Annotated in this window: 10 protein-coding genes; 8 read left to right on the top strand and 2 right to left on the bottom strand. The window is 38.0% G+C overall.

Features of this window, described 5'->3' with window-relative positions; genetic code table 11:
• The first annotated feature begins 18 nt into the window (after window positions 1-18).
• Window positions 19-2,892, top strand: coding sequence for a glycosyl hydrolase (locus PFY10_07325; protein WBV58255.1), 2,874 nt, complete (start codon window positions 19-21; stop codon window positions 2,890-2,892).
• Between the two features lie 139 nt (window positions 2,893-3,031).
• Complete coding sequence (locus PFY10_07320; GenBank protein WBV58254.1) at window positions 3,032-3,484, top strand: nuclear transport factor 2 family protein; 453 nt, start codon at window positions 3,032-3,034, stop codon at window positions 3,482-3,484.
• 71 nt (window positions 3,485-3,555) lie between these two features.
• Here PFY10_07320 and PFY10_07315 read toward each other — a convergent pair whose 3' ends face one another.
• Together PFY10_07315 and PFY10_07310 are read right to left on the bottom strand one after the other, a co-directional pair.
• A complete protein-coding gene (locus tag PFY10_07315) occupies window positions 3,556-5,010 on the bottom strand; it encodes a sigma 54-interacting transcriptional regulator (protein WBV58253.1) in 1,455 nt (484 codons plus the stop codon).
• 110 nt (window positions 5,011-5,120) lie between these two features.
• On the bottom strand, window positions 5,121-6,263 hold the full coding sequence (locus tag PFY10_07310) for a VWA domain-containing protein (GenBank protein ID WBV58252.1): 1,143 nt from the start codon (window positions 6,261-6,263) through the stop codon (window positions 5,121-5,123).
• 417 nt (window positions 6,264-6,680) lie between these two features.
• Between PFY10_07310 and PFY10_07305 the strand changes: the two genes are divergently transcribed.
• From PFY10_07305 to PFY10_07280, 6 genes are all read left to right on the top strand, one after another.
• Window positions 6,681-7,511 carry an AraC family transcriptional regulator gene (locus PFY10_07305; GenBank protein ID WBV58251.1) on the top strand — a complete coding sequence of 277 codons (831 nt, stop codon included), beginning with the start codon at window positions 6,681-6,683 and terminating at the stop codon, window positions 7,509-7,511.
• A 79-nt stretch (window positions 7,512-7,590) separates the two neighbouring features.
• Window positions 7,591-8,010 carry a hypothetical protein gene (locus tag PFY10_07300; protein ID WBV58250.1) on the top strand — a complete coding sequence of 140 codons (420 nt, stop codon included), beginning with the start codon at window positions 7,591-7,593 and terminating at the stop codon, window positions 8,008-8,010.
• 307 nt (window positions 8,011-8,317) lie between these two features.
• Window positions 8,318-8,842, top strand: a complete 525-nt coding sequence (locus PFY10_07295) for a hypothetical protein (protein WBV58249.1) — start codon at window positions 8,318-8,320, stop codon at window positions 8,840-8,842.
• Window positions 8,843-8,919: 77 nt separating this feature from the next.
• Complete coding sequence (locus tag PFY10_07290; GenBank protein WBV58248.1) at window positions 8,920-9,726, top strand: molecular chaperone; 807 nt, start codon at window positions 8,920-8,922, stop codon at window positions 9,724-9,726.
• On the top strand, window positions 9,716-10,744 hold the full coding sequence (locus PFY10_07285) for a hypothetical protein (GenBank protein ID WBV58247.1): 1,029 nt from the start codon (window positions 9,716-9,718) through the stop codon (window positions 10,742-10,744). The genes PFY10_07290 and PFY10_07285 overlap by 11 nt, the downstream gene beginning before the upstream one ends.
• Before the next feature lie 2 nt (window positions 10,745-10,746).
• Window positions 10,747-13,542, top strand: a complete 2,796-nt coding sequence (locus PFY10_07280; GenBank protein WBV58246.1) for a hypothetical protein — start codon at window positions 10,747-10,749, stop codon at window positions 13,540-13,542.
• Window positions 13,543-13,748 lie beyond the last annotated feature (206 nt).

Raw genomic sequence — 13,748 nt, 5'->3', positions numbered from 1 at the left:
TTAATATAAAAACGATCCATGGAAAGAAGAGAATTTTTGAAACAGTGTTCAGTTGCTGCATCCGGCTTGGTTCTTGCGAATATACTACCATCCTACGCCAGTGCCATGTTGCGGGAAGAACATTTACGGTCAGGTAAATCACTGTTTGAAGTTTTCAGTAATCCGGAAAATCGGTACCGTCCATTTGTACGTTGGTGGTGGAATGGCAATAAAATTGAAAGATCAGAACTTGCCAGGGAGCTCAGGATTTTAAAGGATGCGGGAATAGGAGGGGTTGAGATCAATCCGATATCATTTCCTTCGCGTACGGATGACATGGGGAAGCAAAGTATTGATTGGCTAAGTGACGAATGGATAGACTTATTGAAATTTACGCTGGAAGAAGCTAAATCTCTGGAGATGACCTGTGATATATTGGTGGGTACGGGTTTTCCCATGGGTGGCGATTTTTTAGAAAAAGAAGAATGCTCACAAATAGTGGTTATCGCCGTAAAAAAATTAAAGGGTCCTCTTACCACGGAATTTTCTCTTTTTGATCTTTATAAAGAAGCCGATCCGGCGATTACCAGCCCATACAGCGGAAGGACGATGGAAATGCTGGACGTAAAACTTGTGCCGGATCCGCTCAATAGGATAGACGAAGTGATGGATCTTTCGGATCAGATTAAAAGCGGAATGATAAAAGTTTCTATACCCAAAGGTAATTATGCGGTTTATGGATTGGTGAAAATAGAACGCTTTATGCGGGTGATCCAGGGGGCGCCGGGTGGGATGGGACCCGTTCTGAATCATTATAATTCTGCTGCCGTGAAAAAATACCTCAACAGGATGAGTGATAGCATTCAGCGAAAAACAGGACCTCTTGCAGGCTATGTCCGCTCTTTCTTTGTGGATAGTCTGGAAATAGAGGGGGCCAACTGGAGTGAGGATATGATCACAGAGTTTAAAAGAAGGAGAGGATATGATATTTATCCTTATTTGCCCTTTGTATTATTTAAAATTGGAGCAATGGGAAATACCACGGGGCAGAATATCCAATATCCCGTAAAGACGGGCGAAGTGTTCAAAAAAATGACAGACCGTATGCGGTATGATTTTGAGCTTACCAAAGCAGAGCTTTTTGAAGAAAGGTTTGTTACTCCCTATGTAGACTGGTGCAAAGAGAATAAAATACAATCGAGAGCGCAGGCCTATGGAAGAGGCTATTTTCCATTGGAAGGAAGTTTTGAAATTGATATTCCAGAATGTGAAAACTGGCTGAAATACGGTATCGGAGAAGATATCAGTGAAGAGAAATTCACACAATATCCCTGGCATCTTGGCAGGGGAAACACGATGATCAATAAGTTGGTTTCTTCTGCAGCCCATCTGAAGAATAAAAAACTGATCAGTTCCGAAGAGCTTACCAATACTGACATGGTGTTCAATGAGTCTCTGGAAATTTTCAAAATAGCAGGGGATCAAAGTACGATATCGGGAGTTACACATCCCGTTTTTCATGGATTTAATTATTCTCCGCCGGAAGCAGCTTTTCCGGGTTGGATTACCTATGGTGGATATTTTAATGAAAAGAATACGATGTGGCCTTATTTTAAACATTACACAGATTATCGTGCTAGGTTATCGGCGGTATTGCAGCAGGCTAGCATGTTTGCCGACATTGGGCTGTTAGCTCCCTTTGCTGATCAGTGGTCGGAATACGGTGCTCAGATGGAACCTTTTCCGGTTATCGTATCGCCGGCATATCAGTCTTTGATCTGGGAATCCATTCATCAGAATGGTAACGCTTGTGATTATGTTTCCGAACGTGTGATCCAAGACTCGGAAGTAAAAAAAGGATTCCTTACGTATGGAAGCAGAAAATACCATACTCTTTTTTTAATTGAAGTGCGTAGTGTGGATACAGCCACAGCAAGCAAACTGTATGATTTTATAAGGGAGGGTGGAAGAGTCTTTTGCATTGAAACGGTTCCCGAAAGATCAACGGGTTGGAATAATTATGAAAAAAGAGATCAGGAAGTGAAGGAATGGGTGAGAAAGATGGAGGCTTATCCTGACCGTTTCATTGTATTGCATAAACCTACGGCTGACTTTTCAGGGTGGTATAAAACCGTACAGGAGAAATACAGCCTAAAGCCCTATATGAAAATCCGGAAACCTGAGTCCTTTATAACTCAAGTGCGTTATCAGGCAACAGATGCAGAGCTATTCTTACTGACCAATTCGAGCAGCAGGCATAGTGCTTCACTGGATATTCAATTTGATCAGGAGATCATTAAGCGTAAACAGGCGTGGTTGTGGGATGCGACAACAGGCAGGAGAAATAAGCTGGCAGTAGAAGAGGGGCTTTTTCATATAAATTTAGGTCCTGCAGACTCAAAACTGATTGTTTTTGATCATCATAGAAAAGGAACCATGTGGAAAGCTCATCCGTTAACAGGAACTCAAGTAAAAGAACTGAGCACTGGATGGGATGTGGAGTTCAGGCATTATGACGGGACCGTCAACAAAGAAAAGCTGGATCGTCTTACTGATCTTAAGGAGCTGTCTTCTTACAGTCATTTTGCCGGAACTGTAGTTTACCGTACTACATTTCAACTTGGAGATCATGATACCAAGGATTTCCTGAATCTTGGAAGTGTATATGGAATCTGTGAAGTAAAGGTGAATGGAACAGAAGCCGGAACACAATGGTTTGGCCGAAGGGTGTATGCTCTCGATGGCTTGCTCCATATCGGTGAAAATGAAATCGAAATTAAGGTCATTACCGTTATGGTAAACTATATGAAAACGCTTAAAGATAATGAAGTGGCTCAGTACTGGACCAACCAGAAAAAGAAAGACCAGCCCCTGCAATCTTTGGGGCTGGCAGGACCTGTAACGATTTACTGAGACCTACGGGAGCATAAGTCTGTTCCTTACATTATTGTTAGTATCTTACATTTAGCCTTTCTTATTCATGATCCCGAATCTCTGTTTTACCTTTGTCTGTGATGAGTTCAGGAATATCCTGATCTAAAGCAATATAGGCATGAAAATAGTATTTATAACATTATTGATGATGGGATCAACTGATTTTTTATCTGCTGTCCGGTCACCTTATTATTTATCAGAGCATCGTTTTAAAAGTAATTTGAATATGGACAATAAAACAGTACTTGAAAAAGCAAATCTAGCTATCGCTAAAGGAGATTATGAAGGTTTTCTTTCCTACTGTACCGATGATACACAGTGGACATTTGTAGGTGAACAGGTTTTGAAAGGAAAGGAAGAAGTGCGAAAATATATGGCAGTTGCTTATACAGAACCACCTGAATTTAAAGTAGAAAAATTAGTAGCCGAAAATGATTATGTGGTGGCTATAGGAACAATAAGCATGAAAAATAAAGAAGGGAGAGCTGTTGATTATTCTTATTGTGATGTTTGGCGATTCCGTGATGGAAAGATGGCAGAATTGAAAGCATTTGTCATCGAAAAGAACTGATCATAAAAAAATCCTCCGTTTCGGAGGATTTATTATTGATACGCTTATCTTAAGATGAATAAGCGAAAGCTTTAGTTACGGAAAAAAGGGCTTACCCCTGAAGAATCAAAAGTAAAGGCAGTCTGATTTTCAGATTTGTCCAGTTTTTTGTTAATGGTAAGCGCCCATAAAACAAGCTCCTTACAGAAGTTCTGATCTTCTTCACTTAATTCGGAGGCGTTTTCCTCAACCACCTGCACCAGAGGAGTAATACTGTTAAGCTTGGAATAGAACTCTTCATCCGTATCCGTGTAGTTCAGTTCCAGCTGATTTTTGTTGAACCATTTGATCAGGTCCGTATAAGGAGTTTTGATGCCCTCTTTCTCCAGCTTGGAAATGCGTGGGAAAATCGTTTCAAACTGTACCATCACGGCTCTGTCGATTAATATTTTCGCTACATAATCTGCTCCTTCCTGCTCCCCTTCATACACAAGTTCGATTTTCCCTGTGATCGATGGAATGATGGACATAAAATCAAGCAGGCGAACCGTTGTTTTTTCTGCATCGGTTTCTATTAAGCGCAGTTTTGCGGCAGCCACAAGGTTTTCCATTGCACTGATGGTCAATCGGGCACTTACCCCGCTTTTTTCATCCACATATTCACTGTCACGTGCTGCAAAGGCAACACCTTCCAACAGATCTTTTGCAAGACCCGGAACCTGTATCCTTGATTTGTCTTCAGGTGATATAAGAGCTTCCTGCTCCGTAATTTGACGGGCAAGATCAATGGTTCGGGGATAATGGGTGAAGATCTGGGAACCGATCCTGTCTTTAAGAGGAGTTACAATGCTTCCCCTGTTAGTATAGTCTTCAGGGTTTGCAGTAAATACAAACTGAATATCAAGAGGCATTCTCAACTGAAAACCTCTGATCTGAATATCTCCTTCCTGTAAGATATTAAATAACGAAACCTGGATGCGGGCCTGTAAATCAGGAAGTTCATTGAGAACAAATATCGAACGGTTGGCACGCGGAATCATTCCGTAATGCAGCACGCGTTCGTCAGAATATGGAAGCTTCAGAGTGGCAGCTTTAATCGGATCGATGTCTCCGATTAAGTCGGCAACATTTACATCCGGTGTGGCCAGTTTTTCAAAAAAACGGTCTGATCGGTGTACCCATGAAATAGGGGTGTTGTCTCCCAATTCATCAATAAGGTCTCTGGCAAATTTCGAGATCGGATGAAATGGACTGTCATTAATTTCAGATCCTTTTACAACAGGCATGTATTCATCCAGAAGGTCTACCATGCTTCTCGCAATTCTTGTTTTTGCCTGTCCGCGTAAGCCCAGTAAGTTAATATGGTGTCCTGCTAGAATGGCTTTCTTCAATTGAGGGATTACGGTGTCTTCGTAACCCAGTAACCCTTTAAATACGGGTTCTTTAGCTTTAATCCTGGCAATAAGGTTCGCCTGAATCTCTTGACTAATCGTTTTATGGGTATATCCGGAATCTTTTAACTCTTTGAATGTAATATCGTTTTTCATTGTTTCTTTTAAATAAATAATCTATATACTGTAATAAAAGGATGAGAATCTATATATCTAACCTCTAAATTCTAAGATCTAAAATCTAAAATCTAAAATCTAGCATCAAACTATATTCTCCTTATCCTGTTTTTTTCATAATCTTCAAAAATCATCTGCCCCAAACCAGACAAGCCTGTAAGAAACGCCTTCCCTTTATTCTGTGCTGTAAATACTTCCACAAATTTACGGAGATAGGGATCCTGGGCAATCATAAAGGTTGTAATGGGAATTTTCAGCTTTCGGGCCTGGGCCGCTTTATGCAGGCATTGTGTAACTATTTTTTCGTCAAGACCAACACTATTCATATAGAACTCACCGCTAGGAAGCTGAATGCAGCTCGGTTTTCCGTCGGTGATCATAAAAATCTGTTTATTGGTATTTCTTTTTCTGCGGAGAATATCCATCGCAAGCTCCAGACCTGCCACCGTATTGGTATGATACGGTCCCACTTTTAAATAAGGAAGATCTTTGATCTTAATGGGCCAGGCTTCATTGCCAAACACGATAATGTCAATGGAATCCTTAGGGTATTTTCTATTGATCAGCTCAACTAATGCCATGGCTACTTTTTTGGCAGGAGTGATACGGTCTTCACCGTATAAAACCATGGAATGGCTGATGTCAATCATCAATACGGTGCTCATTTGAGCTTTATGTTTTGTTTCCTCTACGATGAGGTCATCTTCCGTCATGCGTAAATCAGAAATGCCATTATTGATCTGTGCATTTTTTAAGCTCTCCGTCATATTAACCAAAGATAGTTCGTCTCCATATTGGTAAGATCGGTTCTCACCATCTTTTTCATCACCGATTCCCGTTTTTGAAGTGCGGTGATTTCCGATTCCCGTTTTCTTCAGTTTACCGAAAATCTGGTCCAGTGCATATTCTCTTAATGCAGACTCTAATTTGGCGGTTAATATATTTTTCCCTTTACCGGATCCTGTATTGCCGTCTTTCGGATCATCTTCCTCTTTGATGTACCCGCGCTTTTTCAGATCTTCCTCAAAGTCCTGAAGCGTATATTCATCATTGAAAATATCATACTCCTTATCGAGAAGATCAAGCCAGTGAAAGGCTTCCTCGATATCTCCGGAAGTGTGGGTGAGCAGATCCTTAAAAACATCAAAGACCCGGTCAAAATCTGATGTTTCTTCCGGAATATGTTTACTGAAAGTAAAACCTTTTTGAAAATTTAAATATTTGTTTGTCATAAGACATTGCGGTTTTTCGGTTAACTGCTTTTTTTTGTTTAGTAAAATTGTAATGTAATAAATGAACCAAGTAATTGTTTCAGTCGTGAATCAAAGCGAAATGTATTTGCAATATTCCTTAATTTTTTATTGAATTTAAAAAACTACAAGTTATGAAAATATCATTTCAACATACCTGTTGGAAAATAGAAAATACTAATGGCTTTGATAAGCAATGAAAATATAATCGGTACAGATATTTTCGTGCTTCCCTTTTGATTTGCAGAAAGTTTTTAATGGATATTGTAATGATATACTAAATTATAATAAATTATTTTTAATAATTTTTCCTTTTATAAAGCCATTTTGGCAAAATTTTTATATCTATATATTCGTTTTATTTAAAAGGAATTTTTCGTTTACAGAATTGGGAGGAATATGTATATAATAACGGATCAGTTAAAAGATAATGGGTTTAGTATCAACCGGTTGGATTATATCATAAAAAGAAATAACAACAAAAGGGAGATGAACACGCTGGAATACTTTTGTATTTATATTGTTTTAGAAGATATTACATTAACGGTGGAAGATGTTGCGTACGGCATTAAAGCCGGTAATATTGCATTTGTAGGTCCCCAGAAGAAAATCGTTTTTGGCAAGACAAAAAGATCCGATGTCTTCGCGATCGTATTTTCTTCAACCTTTTATGAAAGGTCAACAAAAGACAGCCTGTTTATCAACTCCCAGCTTTTCTTTAACTATAATTCAGATGTTTTTGTTGCTCCTTTTATCAATATAGAACAGATGCGTGTGGTATTTATGGAAAGAATGGAAAGCTTTCAGCGTAAAGATAAAAGCTTATATATTTCCGCCGCCCATAATGCCATTGAAAGGCTTATACTGGATGCCTTCTTACATATTCCTACCGAGGAAATAAAAAATGATTTCAAATTCGATTATATGTATTATGTCAATCGGTTTAAAGTGATTTTGCAAAGGGATTATAAAACGGCAAAAAAGGTTTCTTACTATGCCAATGAACTCAGTATATCTTCAAGGAGATTGACGGAGATGACTGAATACATGCTGGGAAAAACTGCAAAACAGGTGATCATTGAAAAACTGGTGAACGAATGTATAAAAGCCCTGAAGTTTTCCAATTGTACGATTTCCGAAGTTTCTTATGAGCTGGGTTTCAGCGATGAAGGGAATTTCAGCAACTTTATCAAAAAACATACCGGTAAAAATCCCTCCGAAATGAAATAATTATCGAATTTATTGTAGGTGGGTATAGAATTTATTGTATATTTACCTATGTAACCGATTGGTGAAAAATCCAGGCAATATGCTTTTTAAATGGTTTTTATTAATTGTTTTATTTTTTGCTTGTGCAAAATCTTTTGCTCAGAACTCTGATGCTTTGAGATTAAATGTACGGTTGTACCCGGCACAGATATTTTCTATCAATAATGATGAAGAAGATTCCGGAGCAACAACGTCTCGATTACCGGAATTTAAATCCGTGACCGTATCGAGTCCCTCAGGTTTTGAAGTAAAAGTACATCATGAGACCTTTAATGAGGATAGTGCAAATCTTAAAAACAATGATAACTGTTACAAAGAACATAATCTGATTGATCGTCAAAAGGGAGTAATTCAGAAAGTTTATAAAATACATGAAAAATTAGAAGCTGTACTAAAAAAATCAGGTTGTGACTCGGGTTTTAAAGCTGATCACGTCGTGCTTACGCTAATTTCTCAGTAAAATTTTAATAAGACTTGTGAAAATTACTACACAATACGTGGTATTTTTTTAAAATACCTTTTTTACCGATATATACGTAAAAGTGAATTATTTGAGATTAAAATAATAGCGCTTTTACGGAATAACGGTTCTATCGTTTTATGATTCGACGCTTTTTATGATTTTTTCATAAAAGGCTATTTCTTTTTGTGAATAATTCACTACATAAAATTACAAGTTATAAGTGTTTTTTCACAAGAATGCAGGCTTTCTTTCTCTATACATTTGCAGCGAATTTTAAAAATTAATACAAACATCATTTTAAACTATGAAGAAATGTGTCTTAGCTTGTTTTGCTTTAGTAGGATTTGCAACATTGAAAGCTCAACAGAATGTAACCCTAAACGTAAGACTGAAGCCTATTCAGACCCTTGTTGTGAATAATGCACAGAAGGTTGTTAACCTAGACTATGTAACCAAAGACGATTACGTAAACGGAGTTTCTTCTGTGAATGCAGATCACTTGAGCATCTACAGCACCGGTGGATTTCAGGTAAAAGTAAAAAGTGCCAATGCTGCTTTACAGAATGCGGGTAAAAATATCCAGGCCAATACCATTCAGATCAAAGCAAGTGCCGGTTCTGAGGCAGTAAACGGAGCTCAATATGCACAAAACGTGCAGCTATCAGCGAATGAAACAACATTGGTAACATCTTCTAACGGAGGAGTAGATAAGAAAATCAATATTGAATACAAAGGTGCCGGAGCTAACGCATATCTTGATAATTATATCGCGGGTCAGGATCCTACAGTATACACTACAGAGCTAACGTATACTATTATTTCCCAATAAGATAATGTAAATACGATTACAGGATAAAGTGTTGCAGGTCTATTGCTGCACTTTATTCTTAATATGAAGTATCTGTAATGAAAAAATTTTCTTTCTTCTTTTGCTCCTTGTTCTGTGGCTTGTTTTCTACAATTTTTGCACAAACAGGAGTTTCTGTATCTCCACCACGGCTGTATTTCGAATCTGACCCGGGACATAGCAATACTCAAAAAGTAACTGTAACGAATGTAAGCGCAAAAAACTCTCTGGATCTGGCAATAAGCCTCGGTGATTGGGAGTATGATGAAAAAGGGGAAAATATGACCTATGGAGCCAATACAAGACCTGCATCCTGTGCAAGCTGGGTGTCTGTGAAAAAAGAAGAAAATTATTTTACGCTCGCTCCCGGCGAAAAAAAAGACATTGATGTTACCATTACTGCTCCCACCACCTTATCGGATAATTTAAAAGCTCATACTGCAGTGTTGTATGTCAGTCAAATGAATCCTGTGGATGATGTAGATAGTAAGGGGGCTCATATAAAGGTCAGCATACGATCCGGAATCAAGCTTTTTCATAAGCTGCCATTACCGGGGACTAAAAAAATTGAAATTCAGAATCTTGTCTACGGGAAATTGAGCAACAAGCTGGATCTGTTTTTTGAAAACCAGGGAGATGTGTGGATTGACGGAAAAGTATATACTGACCTTGTGAATATGGAAAACGGTAAGAAAACGGCACTTGATCCTGTTATCTTTTATACAATGCCGGGAAATAAGAGGGAAATGAATATTTCTTTGCCTTCCACCCTCGAAAAAGGAAAATACACCGCTTCTGTAATGATCGATTATGGGGACAGTAACAATCTTGAACTGGGAGAGCTAAGCTTCACTTATGAAAAGTAAAAAGCTCGTCCTCTTCTTTGTGCTGATTTCTGTGGGTTGTTTTTCGCAAGTAACATATACTTCATGGATAAACAGCTATTTACAGATCAATTCTTATGGTGGTAATACCAATCCGGATGCCTATACTTTTACTTTGGCAGGGAATGGTAAATTCAATATTCCTCATTGGAGGGTATCCATGAGACTAAAGCAACCCATTACTTCCAATGACGGAAAATATGTAATGCCTGCCAATAAAATTTCTTTTCAGCCGGTATCTTCCTCAGGTCAGGCCTATCCCGGACCTGTTCCCACGATTCCCCAGATCGGAATGCCTTTACATGTTTTTCTTCAGGAAGGACAGGAGGTTTTTTTAATCCCCCAGTCCAATGCACCATTGAATAATCAGCCTGTACAGCCTAACGGATATTATAATCTTCAGGTGAAATACAGCCTGAATGTAGCGGGAGGATCTTACCTTGGAAATTACCCTTCATGGATCACTTTTACGGCACCTGTACAGTTCACGGCCTATGATCAATACAATAATATCATAGGAAAAACGGATCATAATTTCCAGTTTCAGATCGGTGTTCTTTCAGGAACCCCAACGGAAGTTCCGGAGCTTTCACTAAAATTTTCTGCGAATGCAACCAATGGATCGCTGGAGTTTAAAAGTATGGAAGATTACATAAAGGGCGTGAGTGTATTGTATACCAATGCTTTGATTGTAAGCAGTAATACGAATTATCAGATCAGGATGAAGTCTCTTCAGGGTCAGTTTAATTCTCCAACGGGGAATACGATTCCTCTGGCGACCGTTAAAATGGATCTTACGCCTGTTGCAGATAATAAAGGAAATGTATATCCGGTTACTTTAAGTGCTACACCTCAACTGATCGCAACGGGAGGTTCTACAAAAGGCTCTAATGTTTATTATGATATCAGATATTCCACGAATGCTAATGATGAACGGTTGATTAATGCCAGATCGGAAGAATATACCACCACAATTCAATACGAGATAATTCCTCAATAACCATGCTATATAATCTTTTCAAAAGGACATTTTCTGTTTTTTTGATACTTATTGCTGTTTTGATTCCCGCACAGAATAATGCAGGGGTTATTTTGGAGATCCGTAATGAATCAAGGGCGGATAAAGGGAATATAATAGATCTTATCGTAGTGGTAAAAAATACCGGAAACGATCCATTCAGCGGGAAGGTTGAAATCACCACGCCTTCAGGGTTCAGGAACATCTCACCTGGCAAAACGGAAGTACATATGAAGCCGGGTGAAAATTTATATCTGCCGGTAAAGATACTGGTAAATAACAATGTTGTTGCCGGAAAATCTCATATTGTATGTAAACTTACGGATGGACAAAATTTTGTGATCGCAAAGCAGGAGATACCCTACGTGGTGTCCGAAAATAATATGATGCGGATCACTCCTGAAACCCCGGTCGTTTATATGAATAATGTAAATGATTCTGTAGAAGTGAAAGCAAGGGTTTCTAATCTTGGTAATAAAAGGCAAAACGTCACGCTGGTATTTAAAATTCCGGAAGTTTCCCAGGGAAGTATTTTTATCGAAAAAAGCGGTACCATTGAAGTACAGAAAGATTCAGTATTTGTGTTTCGTTTTTTCCCTTCTAAAGTGTTGATGCGGAGCCCACAATTTACAGTCCAGATTGCAGGCTTCAGAGAGCCGGATAAGGAAATATTTGGAAATACTTCTGTTTCGGTTCAGAATATATCTTCCACCCAACGTTATGAGGATAGGGAAACCGATATTTTCTCAAATTTCAGTAAGAACAGTATTACAGCCAGTTACAGGCGTGTGGGTGAAAACCTGGATATGTACCAGATGATCGGGTCGGGAGGCTTTAATCTTCCGTCGGGATATCTCTATATAAGAGGGAATATCTATGCAATGAACAATCATAGTGATCCCGTTGTGAATAATACTTATATATCGTACCACCGGGAAAATAATGAATTTACCCTGGGTAACATGAGCAAATTACTTGAACTCTCCCTCTTTGGAAGAGGAGCAGAGTATGCATTTACATCTTCTGATAAAGATAAGAAAATAGAGGTAGGTTTTGTAGATCAAAGCTTTAGTCTGATTGAAAGGAATTCATTTTTAAAAAACGGCTATGGTTTTTATACCAGAGGAACCCTGGGAGCACAAAATGCATCTCGAAGCATATCGGGAACTTATATTTTCAGAAACGATCCTTATGACAAAGCAAGGCATCATCTTGCAGGTACAGATGTACAATATGCTTTCAATCAGGACTGGAAAATGAATGCTAAAATGTACAGTGGACTTAGCTTTTATGAAGATATCAATACTATTAAGCCTTCTTTAGCACTGGAATCTCAGTATTCAGGAAGGATAAAGAAGGTGAACCTGAACGGAAATTATTTTTACAGTACCGATTATTATCCTGGAAACAGGAGGGGAATGCTACAGATTCAGCAGAATTTTTCCACCCATATTTTTACCGATCATTATGTGTATGCTAATGTAACGGTGTCTGATTTTTCTCCTAAATTTTATTTTTATAATACAGCCATGCAGTCTGATAATATAAGAGTGGATACCGGAATCAATTTTCCTAAGAAAGGTAATTTTGGGTTAGGGGTAGGATATCAGTATCAGGAAGAAAGGTCCAATTCGTATAATAACTTTTTTAATGTTCCGGGTAACCAGGAGTCAAAACAGCTGAAAGCACAGAGGCTTACTGAATATATAACGTGGTTAAGTCCGGATAAAAAGCATTCTTCCATTATTGGGATTGAGACCGGACTTGTTAATTACCCTAATACAGATCATCCGGATTATCAGATGAAAATTAATGGGAACTACAATTATAAGTGGCTCAATGTAAATTGTACATACCAATATGGAAGCTATTTTCTTTCAGAGTATGCTTTTTCAAAAATGATGAATGTAAATACTCCCTATGAAAAGCTTTCTCTTTCTGCTTTTGTCAATAAAAATCTTTTCCGGGAAAAAGTAAATATAAGTTCAGGAGTATCTTATACCCATGATGTTTTATATGGAAGGTCGCCATCCGGTTTTGTCAACCTGAAATATTCTAAGGAACGCTACGGGCTTTATCTCAACTCTTCATGGTTTAACTATTCTTCTAACCATTTTACCAATAACCTTTTAACGATCGAAGCAGGTGTTACCATAAATTTTCAGACCAGTACACTAAATCCCGGAAAAAAAGGAGAAATAAAAGCATTTGTCTATTATGACCGTAATAATAACAATGTATATGATGGGGAAGATCAGGAGGCAAAGGATTATTTAATTATGCTGAATAATATTTCATTCAAAACAGATCAAGAAGGGAATATCAGGTATCAATCAATTCCTTTTGGAAAGTATGCTTTAAAACAGATTATCCAGCAAGGCTGGTACTATGATGAGGCATCATTTGAGGTGGATAAACACCATTATTCCCTGGAAATTCCTCTTCATCAGAATGGGACTTCGAAAGGAAAAGTTATCTATCAGTTTGATGCAAAAACAGCTTTAGAATTCAGTCCTAAAATCGGAGGGATTATTCTTAATATATTTCGTAATGATCAGTTCCTGCAAAGGGTAATGACTGATGATAACGGAGAATTTATTTCTTTTCTTGAATCAGGAAGTTACAGGATCGAACTTAATGGGAATTCATTGCCCGCCAATACTTATTGTGAACGCATGACCGCTAATTTTACAGTGGAAGCAGGAAAGATCGTTAGTCTGGAACCGTTCATTATTAAGGTGAAAGAAAAAAACATCAGGGTTAAAAAGTTTGGGAATTAAATATTTGTGATCAACTAACCACTGTAGGGTTTTCTTCTTTAATTTTAAGCTTACAAATAATGTCTGAGAAAGACAATACGAGACAATACGATAATTGATTTAAGTAAGTGTAAAGGGAATTTTTAAAAGATGTTAATAGTTCCGGAGAAGAATAGAAAATCATTAAATTTGATAGAACAACAATCCTGATAGTTTTTCCCGGAGGT

The organism is Chryseobacterium daecheongense (assembly GCA_027920525.1).
Classification (GTDB): domain Bacteria; phylum Bacteroidota; class Bacteroidia; order Flavobacteriales; family Weeksellaceae; genus Chryseobacterium; species Chryseobacterium proteolyticum.
Note: the sequence above shows the minus strand (reverse complement) of the source record. Positions and strands in the feature narration are given on the sequence as shown.